Genomic DNA, 14,036 nt, shown 5'->3' with positions numbered 1-14,036 from the left:
CAAAGAGTGGAACCGCTTGCTTATTTCCCCGTTGAGTGACGAGTTCAACGAGAGGAAATGCTATGAAGAAGCTCGTATTTATTACCGCGACTGTCGCGCTCATCGCCAGCGGTGCTGTCGCGCAGCAAGCCGATGGTACCAATGCGGCAACCGGCATGGTCGGCGGCGCCGCAACCGGCGCCATTATCGGCGGCCCGATCGGGGCCGGGGTCGGCGCCGTGGTAGGCGCCACGCTCGGCGGCGCACTCACGCCGCCTCCACCCGAAGTGGTCACGTATGTTCAGCAGCAGCCGGCACCGCCATCGGTGGTCGTTCAGCAGCCGATTGCTGTCGGCAAGCCCGTTCCCGAAACTGTTATGCTGACTCCGGTCCCGGATAATCCCACCTATGCATACGCGGTGGTCAATGAGCAGCGTCTCATTGTGGAGCCGAAGTCGCGCACAGTCGTTCAGGTCATCAACTGACCTCACGGTGGTCAGAACGGCCACCCACGCTTCGCATAGGGCGCCAGGCCGGCCCGCGTTTACCGCCGGCCTGGAACTTACCCGCGGCGTGCCCGTTCACCCGTGATGAAAGGAGTTGAGCGATGAACCAGATTATCTACCTCGTCGGCCTCGTCGTGATCGTGATAGCCATCTTGTCGTTCTTCGGCTTGAGCTGAATTGAGACGATCGGCTCATCGTCGCGGCCAAGCCGACCCGGCTTTTCCGCAGCTTCCCTCACGGACGCCGTGGATTTATTCGCTGCGGCGTACCGGAAATCGGGATTCGGACCTTCCCACCAGTTCGGCTCGGAGATAGCGTCCGCGTCGTAGTTCCGTTGGAGCTACATCTTTCCCCGCATTTCGTTTGCCAAGCGGATGCGTGCCTGCCCCGCCATCGAGCGGGGCTTTTTTATCGCCATAGCTCCACGTCCCGCCGCGGCCTTGATGCATGCGCGTTTGCGGCGGATGCGGGAGTCGACGCGGAGATATCACTGATCTGCCGGACTTTGGTCCCGGTGTCATAAGGCTCTTGGCTGGCCAAAGGTCCGATACGCTGCGCTGCCGGCTGCGATATTGTTCGCATGGAAGGCTGCAGCAAAGCCATCGGCGATTGTTGCAGAGAGATCGCGAGGTCCGAAGCCAGCCGCCGCTGGACGGCGGACCCCGCGAGTGGCCCCGGAGCGGCGTCCCAGTAGTCCCTTCGGGCAGCGCCGCTCTGGGGCTTCGCCGAACCGCTGGGTCGCGCCGGCAACTCGCCTGCCGTCACGGTATATTTCACTCAGGTAACGTAACGTTACTGTATCCGATTGATAGTCCTACAGTAAAAACAGGAACAAATCACGAAGTACATCGTTCTTCCATCGTATATCAAGGGAGTACGACAGATGAACGCCAAGATCTTCATTGTTACTGCGATCGCAACGGGCATCTTTGCCGCGCCCGCTATTGCAAACGACACCAACCAGGGTGCGGTGACGGGTGCCGCGGGTGGAGCCGTTACCGGCGCTATCGTTGGCGGTCCCGTGGGCGCTGCCATCGGCGGCGCGGTCGGGCTCGTCGCCGGCGCGGTTATCGCTCCTCCGCCGCAGCAGGTCGTAACCTATGTGCGACAGCAGCCGGTTCCCGCCGATACCGTCGTGCTGCAGGAGCGGATCGCCGTCGGTCGTCCGCTGCCGCGGACCGTGGCTCTGACGCCCGTTCCTGAGAATCCCTCCTACGCGTTCGCCGTGGTGAACAACCAACGCGTGATCGTCGACCCAAGAACCTACACGGTCGTCCAGGTCGTTCAGTAAGAGGCATTGGAGCGGGGTGCGGAAAAAGTCTATGCGCTTTTCCGACCTCATCCCGCTCAACCTTATAGATCATGTTCATGATCTTGGTCGACCCGACCTGAGATCATCGTGGTCCAGAGCATTTCCGCGCTTCTTCGAATCGCGGAAATGCTCACGCCCTTCGTTTCCGCGCATTTCCCGATGGTGTGGCACATACACATCGCTTTTCAGCAAAAACTCATTCATGTAAAATTGCCGCTTCCTTCCAAGTCGGAATCGCCCTCTATCGAGGGGAACCAAGGAACCATCCCGCCGTTTCCCCCTAGGTTCGCTTCCGGAGGGCTGCCACCATGTTTACCGCCTTGTTGATTGCCTCACTCGCGGCGCCTTCGAGTCTCGTCTCGGCCACCGCTACGGTCGATGATCTCCAGTCCGATTTCGAAACTGCCGTGGCCTGCCGGCAGATAGACGGCAGGAATGTATGGAAGGGCGAGCTGGCCTACTACATCCAGTCCTATGTCTATGAAGGCGATGCAGCCGCTTCGGCGGACCGCGCCGACATGGCTGATGCCGTGCTGCCGGAGGACAACGAGCCGGAGACGGTCAAGGAATTCGAAGAGGCCTGCGCCGGGTCGGCCGGACACGCACGAAGGTAACCGTTTGAAGCGCAAGTCGCTGCGGCACGTTGCTCCCGCTTGTTGCAGGTCATCGTAAGCGCAGCGCAATTACCCCTTGTCTGACGCGTCCGGTGTAACGCCTGCGCCACGTGCGCTGCGCATTTTCAAAGCGCTCGTCCGGTATTCGCGCCGATAGGCGCGCGAAAAGGCCGAGAGACTGTCGAATCCGCAACGCAGGGCGATGTCACGCATCGGAATTCCGGTATCACGCACGAGGCGGTGGGCGACCTGCAGCCTGAGGCGCAGGTAATAGGCGCCGGGGCTCGTCGAGAGGCCTTTGGCGAAGAGCGTTTCGAGCTTGCGCTGGGAGACGGAAAGCCGGCGCGCCAGCGCCGCGACGGTCATCGGACGCTCGAGCGTGCGCTCCATGAGCCTGATGGCCGCGGCAAGCTCCGGGTCGCGTGCCTCGATACGGCCGAGCGAAACGAAAGGCTGGACATCCGTCGGGCCGTGCATCTGGTCGTAGACGAAAATGCTCGCAACATCCAGCGCCAATGCAGGCCCCAGCCTCTCGGCGACGAGATGCAGCATCATGTCGAAGGTCGGCGACGCGCCGCCTGAGGTCCAGTATTTACCGTCGATCACGAAACGGTCGCCGATCACCTCCAATTCCGGAAAAGCCTGGCTGAAATCTTCGAGCTCCTCCCAATGGGCGGTAGCCTTGCGGCCATTGATGAGCCCCGAACGGCCGAGCAGCCAGCACCCCGATTCGACGCCTGCAACGATGTCGAAATGTCGCGCACATTCCTGCAGGGTCGCGAGAAACCGCTTGCCGGCGTGCCTGTGAAGATTGAACCCGCCGATGATGAGGAGAAGATCTCCCACGACAGGCAGGGTGAAACTTCCGTCCACGGCAATCGGCACACCGCAGGTCAGCATCACCGCCTGGCCGTCGGCAGACAGCAGCCGCCAGCGGAAGACCTCGTGCCCGGCCACTCGATTTGCCGCGCGCATCGGATCGAGGACCGAGGCAAAGGACATGATCGATGATTCGGGCAGGACGACCACCACGACTTCAATCGACGATTGTGGAGAACGGTTCGCAATCATGCGCATAACGTCAAATTTTATGCGTGATATGTCAAATCTCAAACGCGCGTTAGGGCATTATCGACCGGCAATCGATCTCTTTTGCGGGCATTTGCAGGCCCGCTCGGAGATGATGTTCCCCTTTTCCGCTACTTTCGGAAGGGCCGGCCGGAACAACCGCCGGCCCTCTTTCTTTCCCTCGGAACGGGCGGCTCGAAGGCGTTGTTTTTCGCAGACTCGCACCCGATATGTTGCTAATCTCTGCCGCAACAACAGGAGGCATCTGTGATGATCAGAAATGTGCTTGTTGCAGTCTTCGGGGCTTCGCTGCTCGGGGGAGCGGCCCATGCAGCCGATTTGGCACAGGCACCGGAGCCGGCGCCGACGGTCGAGACGATATCCAGCTTCGTATGGACGGGCGGTTATCTCGGCTTGCAGGGCGGAGGCGGCTGGTTGAACAGCGACCTCAGCGTTCCGGGCGGCAGCGCCTCCGAAAAATTCAGCGGCGGCCTCTTCGGCGCCTTCGCCGGCTACAACTATCAGCATGGCGACTGGGTCGTCGGCGTCGAGGGCGATGTCAGCTACAACTGGAACGATGAGACCGTCACCGTCTTCGGATCCGACACCGAAGCCGGGACGGATGTTTCCGGATCCGTGCGCGCCCGCCTCGGCTACACCGTAAACGACCGGACGCTGATTTACGCCACCGGCGGTTGGGCAGTAACGCGCGGCTTCGTCGATGTCGCCGGCGCGCCCAAGGAAAAGGAAACCTTCAACGGCTGGACTATCGGCGGAGGCGTCGACTACGGCTTCACCGACAGCGTCTTCGGACGCGCAGAATATCGTTACAACGATTTCGGAGACAAGGATGTGGGCGGCGTCAACGTCGACCTCGACCAACACCAGTTTACCGTCGGCGTCGGCGTGAAATTCTGATCGCCGCAGGAGTTTCGATCAAGGACCCGGCAATCGCCGGGTTTTTTCTGAAGGCCATATCGGCTCCGACATGAGAAAGCAGCAGGCATCAGGAGACGGGTTGCGGAAGCGGGACGGGATGTAACCGCAGCACGTCGAAACACTACGGGGAGGAAGGATGGGAAGATTTCTGGAGTTCTTGGGCGGTGCGATCGTCATCGGAACGCTGGTTTTGCTGGCGATGACACTGGTCCCCTCTCCCGACGTGAAAAGCCTTGTCGCTGTCCTCCCCTGGGCCTTTCCGGCGGTTGCCGGCGGCCTTCTCCTCGTCGCCTTCGGCGCGATGCTCGACCACCTTGCCGCCATACGCTCGGCGGCAGACCGGCAAGCCGATATTTTCCAGCAATTGCTCGAGCGGCGAAACTCAGCGAAGAAGGAGTGAGGCTTGCCATCGACCGTCACTCTTCGACGATCAGCACCTCGAACGTTATGCAAACGGCATCAACGCCGTAGGCTATCTCACCCTCGAATATGGTGCATTCCGTATCGACGATCGCGATATCGAGTTTCGCTTTAGCCTGTCCGCTTCGATCGGGTGAAAGCGTCCCCTTGCGAATAAGCAATTCCGAAGCGGCCGATTCCATGACCTGGCCGTCGGCGAAAGTGCAGCCGACGAGACTGCCGATGCCGTGCAAAGTCGCCCGCTCGATGCCGTGCTCGGCTGCGGTGCGCTCGATCGCCGGATGGATCGGTTCGTTCGGTTTCAACCGGCAGAGAACGGCGCGCCGCGTCGTGATGGGCGGTGCGGCGGTATGAGGCACAGGCGTGAACAGACGGAACCGGGTCTCGCTGTCCTCCAGTTGGTCCATGATGGCGCCCGACATGAGCCAGGCTTCCGCCTCCACCAGTTCGGCGAATTGCGAGTCCTTCGGCATTACGTGCCCGGCTGCGCGCAACCCGTCCTCGTGCCGCCAGACACCATGGCCGTGCAGGAACGGCTCCCCGTCGCGCCGGCCGAACGTCATGACCAGATCTTCGATGGGTGCGCGGCCATCAGGCGCATGTATGTCGCTGTACCAGGCGGCATGAATGCCGTCATCCGAGAGAGTCGGTGTGACATAGGCAAGCGGCGCAAACGCACCGCCCCTGACCTCTATCATCGCGCTGTCGCAGCCTGTTTCCGCGAGCGCCTCATGGACGGCTTCGAGCACGCTCCGGCCCGGTTTGAAGGTCAATCGCGCCTTCTCGGCGTGGCACCCGAGAGAGATTACCCTCGGCGTGAACGGTGCACCAGGTTGGCGGAGACTCCGCATCATCGTCCTTTCAAAGCCAGACCGGCGTTGACGAACCCTCCATCGACCGCCAGGATCTGGCCGTTGATATAGCTCGCCTCCTCCGAGATCAGGAACGCCGCACTGGCCGCGATTTCCCGCGATGAACCGTAGCGGCGCTGGGGGATGCGCTCGTGCCATTGCGCACGCACGTCATCCGTATGGACGGCGCGCGACAAAGGCGTGTCGATTGCACCGGGAGCGATGGCGTTGACGCGAATTCCATCCTGTCCGAGCTCGGTCGCGAGAATGTAAGTGAGCAGGTTGACCGCGCCTTTGGAGGCGCCATAGGCGGCGCGTCCCTTGTTGCCGACAAGGCCGGATACGGAGGAGATGTTGACGATTGCACCGGGGGTGGCCGTCGCCAGCCAATGACGCGCCGCCTCGCGGCAGACGATGAACGTGCCGGTCAGATTGACGTCCAGAATGCGGCGGAAATCGTCGACGCTGGTCTCGACGGCAGGCCTGTCCATTGCGATGCCGGCCGAATTGATGACCGCCCGCAGCGGTGCGCCCGCCGCCGCGGCCGTCGCGATGGCCGATTCGACCTCCTTTTCATCCGTCACGCTGCAGGCGATTGCCTGGGCGGGATCGATCGGGATCGCGCGGCATGCGTCCGCCAGCGCATCGGCATTGCGATCCATCAGGTAGACCCTCCAGCCGCGCTCGTGCAGAAGCCTCGCTATTTCGAGGCCGATACCGGAGGCGCCTCCCGTGATGAGCACGGATTTCATTCCATCGCTCACGGGGCAGCACTCCTGCGCTCTCCGATGCCAGCGGAACCGATATCCAGTTCGCCACGCCGTTCGAGTTCCTCGCGGATCAACTTCTTGGTGATCTTGCCATAGGCCGATTTTGGCATTTCGGACCAGAACACGATCTTCTTCGGAAGCTTGTAGCGGGCAATCTTCCCGTCCAGCCATTCCCTCAGAGCCGCCGCGCCGACCGTCGCACCGCCACGTGCGACGCAAACCGCGATGCCGACCTCTCCCCAGACCGGATCGGGAACGCCGACGATCGCCGCCTCGCTGATATCCGGATGCATCAAGAGCTTTTCCTCGATCTCGCGCGGATAGACGTTGGACCCGCCGGAGATGTACATATCGGAGGCGCGGCCGGTGATGTAGAGGAAGCCCTGCGCATCGACATGGCCAAGGTCGCCTGTACGAAACCAGCCGTTGCGGAACGCTTTCGCGTTGGCCTCCGGGTTCCGGTAATAGCCGGCAAACACCGCCGGGCCGATCACGCAGATCTCGCCGGTTGCGCCCGCCGGGACTTCGTTGCCGTCTTCGTCCTGGATCTGCAGCTGCATGCCCGTCCGTTCGAAGCCGCATGTGCCGATACGCGCATCCGGGCCGTCCTCCGAGCTGTGGAAGGCGGGCGGCAGGACGGTGATCGCTCCCGTCACTTCGCCGAGACCGAAATACTGCACCAGCACGGCGCCGAGCTTTTCCAGCGCCTTTTTCTGGTCGGCACGGTACATCGGTGCGCCGGCATAGATGACATAGCGCAGCGACGAGTGGTCGTATCGATCGACCGACGGGTCCTCGATGAGCAGCTTTACGATAGTCGGTACGGCGAAGAGGTTGTTGACCCTCCATTTTTCGACTAGGGCCCAGAACTGCGGTATGTCGAGCTTCTCGGATGGCAAGAGGATGGTGGTTGCGCCCCTTGCGACCTGGCACAGCTGATGGATCCCGGCGCCGTGCGACAGCGGCGCAACGACGATCGACCGGTCGCGATGGGTCGTAGCCGGAAAGAGATCGCCGATATGGTTGTTGATGACGAAGGCCATTTGCCCGTGCGTCAGCACGGCAGCCTTGGGTCGGCCGGTGGTACCGGACGTATAGAAATACCAGCATGGATCATCGCGATCGACGGCAACAGGCGAAACCGACCTTCCAAGATTGCGCGCAACGATCGCGTCATAGTCTTCGCCGACCCGTGACGAGCCGATCGGGATGCATGATCCGATCTGCTCGCCCGCCGCCCGACATGCTTCGGCATGAGCCTCGAAGGCGGCCTGGAATATCACCAGCCTGGCACCGCTCGATTCGGCAAGATAGGCTACCTCCTCCGGCAATTGCCGGAAATTCGTGGGAACCCAGACCGCACCTGCTCTGAAAGCCGCGAACATGGACTCGAACATCTGGTTGCAATTGGCGGAGTGGACGAGAATCCGATCTCCCTTACGCACGCCGAACTCATGAACGAGCGCATATGCCATGGCGTCGACCCGCGCCTCCATCTCGCTCCAGCGCCACCGGCGGTCGCCGTGAACGAGGGCGATTTCGTCCGGATTGCGTCTCGCTGCCTGCGAAAGGAAATTGGCAAGGTTCATGACCCGCGTCGAAACAGGGGTGACGCCGCCCTTGGGTTCGTTGTTCGTCATTTCGCCCGTTCCAGGATGGAGACATAGTTTGCGACGGCAGCGCCGCCCATGTTGAAGATACCGGCGAGACCGGCGCCGGGGATCTGCATTTCGCCCGCCTCCTCCATAAGCTGCATGGCGGAGATGACATGCATCGAGACCCCCGTCGCACCGATCGGATGACCCTTCGATTTCAAGCCGCCGGAGGGATTGACCGGCAAGCTTCCGCTTCTGGTGGTGGTGCCGTCGCGGATCGCACGGTAGCCTTCGCCGGGTGCGGTCAGGCCCATCGCCTCGTATTCGATCATCTCGGCTATGGTGAAGCAGTCATGCGTCTCGACGAAGGAGAGATCGCCCAGCGTGGCGCCGGCCATGGAAAGGGCCGCTTTCCATGCCCGCCGTGGCCCGTCGAATTCCAGCATGTCCCGGCGGCTGAGCGCAAACACGTCGTTGACGTGGCTGCGGGCCCGGAAGGCGATTGCCCGCTGCAGCGTCGCAGCCGTGTCCGCGTCGGCGAGCACGAGGGCTGCCGCCCCGTCCGATACGAGCGAGCAGTCGGTGCGGCGCAAGGGAGCCGCGACGATCGGATTCTTCTCGGAAACGGTGTTGCAGAACGCAAAACCGAAATCCCTGCGCATATGCGCGTAAGGGTTGGCTACGCCGTTCGCGTGGTTCTTGGCCGCGATCATCGCAAGTTCCTCGGAACGATCGCCGTAACGCTGGAAGTAATGCTGTGCAATGCGGCCGAAGACGCCCGCAAAACCGCCTTCGACGTCGGCCTCCTCTTTCCTGTAGCTGCCGCCCAGAAGGATGTCGCCGACCTCTGCCGTCGGAACGGCGGTCATTTTTTCGGCGCCGATGACGAGCGCGATGCGGCCGCGGCCGGCCTCGATGAAATCCATCGCGGTATAGATCGCCGCCGAGCCTGTCGCGCAGGCGTTTTCGAGGCGCACGGACGGGACATGAGCGAGCGCCTCGTCGGTCATGCCGACAAGTGCGCCCTGAAACTCCTGCTTGGAGAAGCCGCCATTCATGACTCCGACAAAGATGCCGTCGACATCCGAGGCGGCAAGACCGGCATGGGCAAGTGCCGGCGCCGCAACCGCGGCCATCAGCGCCTCTGTGTCCGCGTGGTCGGTCTTGCCGAACTGGGAGTGGGCCCAGCCTACGATCTGCGCCTTGGTCATCTGGACAATCTCCTTTTGAGAGGTCTTGCAATGGAGGCTATGTGTCGCGTCCCGCGGTCGCGGAACTGCTCGGCGAGCTTGCTTTCGATGCGTGACGCTTCCTGCCTGAGAAGAGCTGCCAGCTCGCTCTGCCGCGGCTCCTGCATGCGGCTGTCGATGGCGGCAATGCTGATGGCCCCGGCGACGCCGCCGTCGGGATAGCGGATTGCGACGCCCACACCCCAGGAGTTGGTGAGGATAAGGCCGGGATTGACCGCATGGCCCTGAGCGCGGGTGAGTTCGACGCGCCGGCGCAGCTCGTCCGGCGCAAGCATCGGAAACTGCTCCTCGAGCACGGCGGCATTCTGCTCCAGCACGGACGAAACCTCCTCGTCCGGCAAGGCGGCCAGCATGGCCAGAGAGCCGGCGCCGACGCCCAGCGGATGCACGAAGCCCGCCTGGAGCGCGTGGGTGCGGATCGGAAAGCTCCCCTCCTCGCGGTGGAGACAGACCGACGACGCTCCGCGGCGCACGGAGAGAAAACAGGAGTCGCTGGTCTTCTGCGCCAGGCGATGCAGGCTTTCCGTCGCGAGGCGCAGGAGCCCGTGCCGGGTCGATGCGAGGGTTCCGAGCACATAGGCTTCTTCGCCGATATAGTAGCGCCGGTCGCGGTCGTCCTGCTCCAGGAGACCGGCCCTGATCAGGGCGAGCAGGAGGCGGCGAACCGTAGGTTTGTTGAGACCGCTCTTCTCGACGACGGCGCTCAGGGACATGCCGTCCAACTGCCGGCCAACCAGCGACAGGAGCTTCGCCGCACGATCGACGCTCTGCGAACCGGTCATGTCCCTGTCGGCCGGGTCGCCCATGTTTCAGTGTACCCCCATGATCGTGCAGCTCTGGCCGCCATCGACCGGCAGACAAACGCCGGTAATGAATTTCGCTTCGTCGGAGGCAAGGAAAAGCGCTGCATTGGCGACATCCCAGGCATCACCCATGCGCCCGCCCGGAAGCGCCGCGTTGCGGGCTGCCACCATTTCCTCGGCAGAGGCGTATTGCGAGGAGATCTGCTTGTAGATCAGAGGCGTGTCGATCAAGCCGGGGACGACACAGTTCGCGCGGATCCCGTGCGGCGCATATTGAGCCGCGATCGCGACCGTCGCCTGGTTGACCGCCGCTTTTGTCGCGTAATAGGCGAAATAGGGATAGCCGGTCCACCGGATGCCGGCGAGCGACGAGATGTTGACGACGGCGCCACCGCCGGCTTCGATCATGTGCGGGATGACAGCCTTGGCGGTGCGGAACACCGAGCCGAGATTGAGATCCACGGATTGTTGGAACTGCGCTTCCGACAACTCGACCGGTCCGCCCATATGCGTGACGCCCACATTGTTGTGCAGAATGGAAATGATGCCGAATGCCTGCCGTGCGGCCGCGACGGCCGCCTCGACAGATGCGAGAGCGGTGACGTCTGCAGCGATGGCTACGGCTTGCCCACCTTCCGACGCGATGATTGCCGCCGTTTCCTCGGCCGCCTCCATGTCGACGTCGACACAGGCGACCCTGGCGCCCTCACGCGCATAAAGCACGGCGGCAGCCTTGCCGTTGCCCCAGCCGGGGCCTGAGGAACCTGCGCCGAAGACGATTGCCGATTTTCCCTTGAGACGGTCTGCCACTTCGAAACCTCGGAAGGCGCCACACGCTCGTACGCGCCGCGTCGCTGCATCGGTCGGCGAACGGCCGGGTGAACGGCCGCCCGCCTCGTCATGCTCAGGTGGTCAGCCGAGGCTGGTGCCTACGGCCTTCTCGAGAATGGCCCAGGCCTCGTCGCCGAACTTGCCCTTCCACTCGGCGTAGAAACCCGCCGACCGCAACGTCTCGCGGAAGGCTGCCTTGTCCGGGTCGGTGAACGTCATGCCGCTCTGGGTGAGCTGCTCGCGCACCGTGTCGTTCACCTTGGCGGTATCGGTGCGCTGGGCGATGGCCGACTCGTTGAGATGCTTGGCGGCAATCTCCCTTATGTCTTCCGGCAGGGTTTCCCAGGCCTGCTTGTTCGCCAGCATCCAGAACCCGTCCCACATATGGTTGGTCATGGCGCAATGCTTCTGCACCTCATAGAGTTTGGCGGTCGAGGCGATGGCCAGCGGGTTTTCCTGGCCGTCGACGGTGCCGGTGCTGAGCGCCGTGTAGACTTCCGCGAAATTGATCGTGGTCGGTGCAGCGCCGAAGGCGGTGAACATGGATTGCCAGAGCGGGCTCGGCGGAACGCGGATCTTGAACCCCTTGAGGTCCTCCGGCGTGTTGATCGGCTTGTTCGAACTGGTGATCTGGCGAAAGCCGTTGTCCCAGATCTTCTCCATGGGCACGAGACCCTTCTTCTCGATCTCGCCGCGCGCATAGGCGCCGAGCTCGCCGTCCATTGCCTTCCAGACGGTGTCGTAGTCGGGGAAGGCAAAGCCGATGCCGCTGATCGCGGCGTTGGGCACCAGGGTCGAAAGGATCAGCGGTGAAAGCGAGAAGAACTCGGTTGCGCCGTTGCGAAGCTGCGAAAGCGTTTCGGTGTCGTTGCCGAGTTGGCTGCTCGGGAAGATGTTGATCTTCAGGCGGCCGCCCGTCTCCTCCAGGATCTTGTCGGCGGCTTCCTTCAGGCGAATGTTCAGCGGATGGGTGACTGGCAGGTTGTTTGCCAGCTTATAGGTGAAGTCCGCTGCATGGGCCTTGGTGCGGATCGAAGCCCCAAGCGCCACTGCTCCGGTGCCGAGCAGCATCGTCCTACGGGTCATTTTCATCGCTCTGTTCTCCTCCTGATCGTCGATGATGAATGTGGGTGGCGGGCTCACAGCAATGCGAGCGAGAACCAGGGCACGGCGGCGATCAGCAAGAGGCCGAGCACCATCGCGCCGATATAGGGCCAGATCGCTCCCATGGCCTCGTCGGGCGAAACGTTGCCGATCTTGCAGGCGATGTAGAAGCCGATGCCGATCGGCGGTGCCATCAGTCCGACGTTCATCGCGGTGACGATGACCATGGAATAGTGGACGTCATGGATCCCCATCGCACGCGCGATCGGAAACATGATCGGCGCCAGGAGCACGATCGCAGGGAGGCCTTCGAGCACGCAGCCGAGCAGCATGAACAGGGCGATCGAGACCAGCATGAAGGTGAACCATCCACCCGGCAGGCCGCTCATCATGTCGGTGAGCTCGAAGGCGAATCCGGTCTGGGTGAGCGCCCAGGCCATCGCCGCGGCGGTACCGAGGATCAGGAGGATCGCACCGCTCATCGCGGCGGTCTCGACCAGCATCCTGTAGGTTCGCCGCATGCCGATGCCGCCATAAAGGACAGTGCCGATGATGAAGGCGTAGACGACCGCGATGGTCGAGACCTCGGTCGCGGTCGCCGCACCGCTCGCGACGGCGCTGCGGATGATGAACGGCAGCACCAGGGCCGGCGCCGCGATCAGCGCCGTGCCGCCGATGCGTTTCAGCGACGGGCGCACGACGCCGTCGACATTTTCGCGGGCTGCCTTGATGCGTGCAAGCGCGGCAAGCGCGACCAGCAGCACGAGTGCGATGGCAAATCCGCTGGTGAACAGCGCCGCGATCGACACGCCGGCCACCGAGCCGAGAACGATCAGCACGATGCTCGGCGGTACGGTGTCGGCCATGGCGGCCCCGGTCGCCAGGAGCGCTATCATCTCCTTCGGCTTGTGACCACGGCGCTTCATTTCCGGAAACAGCGCCGGGGCAACCGTTGCCATGTCCGAGACTTTCGACCCGGAAATTCCGGACACGAGAAAGAGCGAGCCCAACAGAACGTAGGACATGCCGGCCTTGACGTGGCCGAGCATGGAGGCAAGGAAATCGACGATCGCCTTGCCCATCCCGGTCGCGTCCAGAATGCAGCCGAGAAGCACGAAGACCGGGACCGAAAGCAGAATGAGGCTGGACATGCCCTCATCCATGCGGCCGATCATGACCACCAGCGGCATCGATGTCGTGAAGGCGAGAAACAGAAGCGTCGCAATGCCGAAGCAGAAGGCGATCGGAACGCCCATCGCGAGGCAGACGGCGGCACCGCCGACGAGAAAGATAAGAATGTTGCCGTTGCCGAACGCGCTGAGCGCAGGCGTCAGCAACCAGAGCACCAAAGCGACCGCGAGCACGAACGCCACTGAAACCACCACGTCGAGCGGCTTGGCGGTTCTGAGCAATTGAGCGACGGCCAGCAGCACCATGAGGACCATGCCGACTGCAATGGCCGCGGCGCGATAACCCGCCGGGATGTTCAATGCCGACGAAGTGATGTCCATTTCGCCGGCGGCATAGGTGTAAGCTGCCGGCAGCAGGACGAGAAGGAACGACATGATGGCGACCATGCCGAGCGTTTCGGTGAACTGCCGCGCCCTTTCGCCGAGAGCATTGAGAAGGATTGTCAGACGCAGATGCTCGCAACGGTCGATCGCGATGGCCGAACCCAGCATGGCCAGCCACAGGAAAGCGATCGACGCCGCTTCATCGATCCAGACGATCGGTCTCGACAGGCCATAGCGAAAAGCCACGCCGGAGAGCAGCATGGCGATGATCGCCACAAGCAGAACGGCGGATAGCGCTTCGACGGGGCGCATCAGCCGCGAACCCGGCCGGGCCTCCATCGTCTCTGCGAGCACGGCGAATTCGGAAACGCCCTCCGTCGTGGTGGTCATCGGCTTTCCTCCCTTTTGAACCGTCCGATTGCGTTGCGCGCGCAATTCGTGCGCATCACGGCGGATCGAACAGCGTCAAAGCTCCTCCCC

14 protein-coding genes are annotated in these 14,036 nt (G+C 62.7%); 5 read left to right on the top strand and 9 right to left on the bottom strand.

All coding sequences use genetic code 11. The features are described from left to right. Positions 1-62 precede the first annotated feature (62 nt). The 3 genes from JOH52_RS16035 to JOH52_RS16025 all read left to right on the top strand — a co-directional run bounded on the left by JOH52_RS16035 (position 63) and on the right by JOH52_RS16025 (position 2,411). Positions 63-464 (top strand): DUF1236 domain-containing protein, encoded by a 402-nt coding sequence (locus tag JOH52_RS16035; protein WP_003530983.1) that lies wholly within the window; start codon positions 63-65, stop codon positions 462-464. Between the two features lie 904 nt (positions 465-1,368). Then, a complete protein-coding gene (locus JOH52_RS16030; protein WP_003530981.1) occupies positions 1,369-1,776 on the top strand; it encodes a DUF1236 domain-containing protein in 408 nt (135 codons plus the stop codon). A gap of 329 nt (positions 1,777-2,105) precedes the next feature. After that, positions 2,106-2,411: a hypothetical protein gene (locus tag JOH52_RS16025; protein WP_003530979.1), complete on the top strand. Its 306-nt coding sequence runs from the start codon at positions 2,106-2,108 to the stop codon at positions 2,409-2,411. Between the two features lie 69 nt (positions 2,412-2,480). Here the strand turns inward: JOH52_RS16025 and JOH52_RS16020 are convergent, their stop codons facing one another. Then, on the bottom strand, positions 2,481-3,488 hold the full coding sequence (locus JOH52_RS16020; protein ID WP_003530977.1) for a GlxA family transcriptional regulator: 1,008 nt from the start codon (positions 3,486-3,488) through the stop codon (positions 2,481-2,483). 261 nt (positions 3,489-3,749) lie between these two features. Here JOH52_RS16020 and JOH52_RS16015 point away from each other — a divergent pair, with 261 nt between their 5' ends. Both JOH52_RS16015 and JOH52_RS16010 read left to right on the top strand, forming a co-directional pair. Beyond that, a complete protein-coding gene (locus tag JOH52_RS16015) occupies positions 3,750-4,397 on the top strand; it encodes an outer membrane protein (RefSeq protein ID WP_003530975.1) in 648 nt (215 codons plus the stop codon). 157 nt (positions 4,398-4,554) lie between these two features. Next, positions 4,555-4,818, top strand: coding sequence for a hypothetical protein (locus JOH52_RS16010; protein WP_010969392.1), 264 nt, complete (start codon positions 4,555-4,557; stop codon positions 4,816-4,818). 16 nt (positions 4,819-4,834) lie between these two features. Here the strand turns inward: JOH52_RS16010 and JOH52_RS16005 are convergent, their stop codons facing one another. The 8 genes from JOH52_RS16005 to JOH52_RS15970 form a co-directional block, all read right to left on the bottom strand. Next, entirely contained in the window at positions 4,835-5,692 is an 858-nt protein-coding gene (locus tag JOH52_RS16005) for a PCC domain-containing protein (RefSeq protein WP_010969393.1), read from the bottom strand. Beyond that, positions 5,689-6,441, bottom strand: coding sequence for an SDR family NAD(P)-dependent oxidoreductase (locus JOH52_RS16000; protein WP_014529496.1), 753 nt, complete (start codon positions 6,439-6,441; stop codon positions 5,689-5,691). The genes JOH52_RS16005 and JOH52_RS16000 overlap by 4 nt, the downstream gene beginning before the upstream one ends. Before the next feature lie 8 nt (positions 6,442-6,449). Then, positions 6,450-8,099 carry an acyl-CoA synthetase gene (locus JOH52_RS15995; protein ID WP_010969395.1) on the bottom strand — a complete coding sequence of 550 codons (1,650 nt, stop codon included), beginning with the start codon at positions 8,097-8,099 and terminating at the stop codon, positions 6,450-6,452. Beyond that, positions 8,096-9,265, bottom strand: a complete 1,170-nt coding sequence (locus tag JOH52_RS15990; protein ID WP_010969396.1) for an acetyl-CoA acetyltransferase — start codon at positions 9,263-9,265, stop codon at positions 8,096-8,098. Before JOH52_RS15990 ends, JOH52_RS15995 begins: the two co-directional genes overlap by 4 nt. Then, on the bottom strand, positions 9,262-10,110 hold the full coding sequence (locus tag JOH52_RS15985; RefSeq protein WP_003530962.1) for an IclR family transcriptional regulator: 849 nt from the start codon (positions 10,108-10,110) through the stop codon (positions 9,262-9,264). Before JOH52_RS15985 ends, JOH52_RS15990 begins: the two co-directional genes overlap by 4 nt. A 3-nt stretch (positions 10,111-10,113) precedes the next feature. Beyond that, positions 10,114-10,917, bottom strand: coding sequence for an SDR family NAD(P)-dependent oxidoreductase (locus tag JOH52_RS15980; RefSeq protein WP_010969397.1), 804 nt, complete (start codon positions 10,915-10,917; stop codon positions 10,114-10,116). A gap of 102 nt (positions 10,918-11,019) precedes the next feature. Further along, the gene (locus JOH52_RS15975) at positions 11,020-12,030 is read right to left on the bottom strand and encodes a TRAP transporter substrate-binding protein (protein ID WP_010969398.1); all 1,011 of its coding nucleotides are present in this window, start codon (positions 12,028-12,030) and stop codon (positions 11,020-11,022) included. A gap of 47 nt (positions 12,031-12,077) precedes the next feature. Next, positions 12,078-13,946: a TRAP transporter large permease gene (locus tag JOH52_RS15970; protein WP_010969399.1), complete on the bottom strand. Its 1,869-nt coding sequence runs from the start codon at positions 13,944-13,946 to the stop codon at positions 12,078-12,080. Positions 13,947-14,036: the final 90 nt, after the last annotated feature.

The organism is Sinorhizobium meliloti, assembly GCF_017876815.1.
Taxonomy (GTDB): Bacteria; Pseudomonadota; Alphaproteobacteria; order Rhizobiales; family Rhizobiaceae; genus Sinorhizobium; species Sinorhizobium meliloti.
Note: the sequence above shows the minus strand (reverse complement) of the source record. Positions and strands in the feature narration are given on the sequence as shown.

Bases quoted from the DNA above. Each gene is read 5' to 3' on its own strand.
- JOH52_RS15975 (WP_010969398.1), bottom strand. From the start codon at position 12,030: ATGAAAATGACCCGTAGGACGATGCTGCTCGGCACCGGAGCAGTGGCG.
- JOH52_RS16010 (WP_010969392.1), top strand. From the start codon at position 4,555: ATGGGAAGATTTCTGGAGTTCTTGGGCGGTGCGATCGTCATCGGAACG.
- JOH52_RS16005 (WP_010969393.1), bottom strand. From the start codon at position 5,692: ATGATGCGGAGTCTCCGCCAACCTGGTGCACCGTTCACGCCGAGGGTA.
- JOH52_RS16025 (WP_003530979.1), top strand. From the start codon at position 2,106: ATGTTTACCGCCTTGTTGATTGCCTCACTCGCGGCGCCTTCGAGTCTC.
- JOH52_RS15970 (WP_010969399.1), bottom strand. From the start codon at position 13,946: ATGACCACCACGACGGAGGGCGTTTCCGAATTCGCCGTGCTCGCAGAG.
- JOH52_RS15990 (WP_010969396.1), bottom strand. From the start codon at position 9,265: ATGACCAAGGCGCAGATCGTAGGCTGGGCCCACTCCCAGTTCGGCAAG.
- JOH52_RS16000 (WP_014529496.1), bottom strand. From the start codon at position 6,441: ATGAAATCCGTGCTCATCACGGGAGGCGCCTCCGGTATCGGCCTCGAA.
- JOH52_RS15985 (WP_003530962.1), bottom strand. From the start codon at position 10,110: ATGGGCGACCCGGCCGACAGGGACATGACCGGTTCGCAGAGCGTCGAT.
- JOH52_RS15995 (WP_010969395.1), bottom strand. From the start codon at position 8,099: ATGACGAACAACGAACCCAAGGGCGGCGTCACCCCTGTTTCGACGCGG.
- JOH52_RS16020 (WP_003530977.1), bottom strand. From the start codon at position 3,488: ATGCGCATGATTGCGAACCGTTCTCCACAATCGTCGATTGAAGTCGTG.
- JOH52_RS16015 (WP_003530975.1), top strand. From the start codon at position 3,750: ATGATCAGAAATGTGCTTGTTGCAGTCTTCGGGGCTTCGCTGCTCGGG.
- JOH52_RS16035 (WP_003530983.1), top strand. From the start codon at position 63: ATGAAGAAGCTCGTATTTATTACCGCGACTGTCGCGCTCATCGCCAGC.
- JOH52_RS16030 (WP_003530981.1), top strand. From the start codon at position 1,369: ATGAACGCCAAGATCTTCATTGTTACTGCGATCGCAACGGGCATCTTT.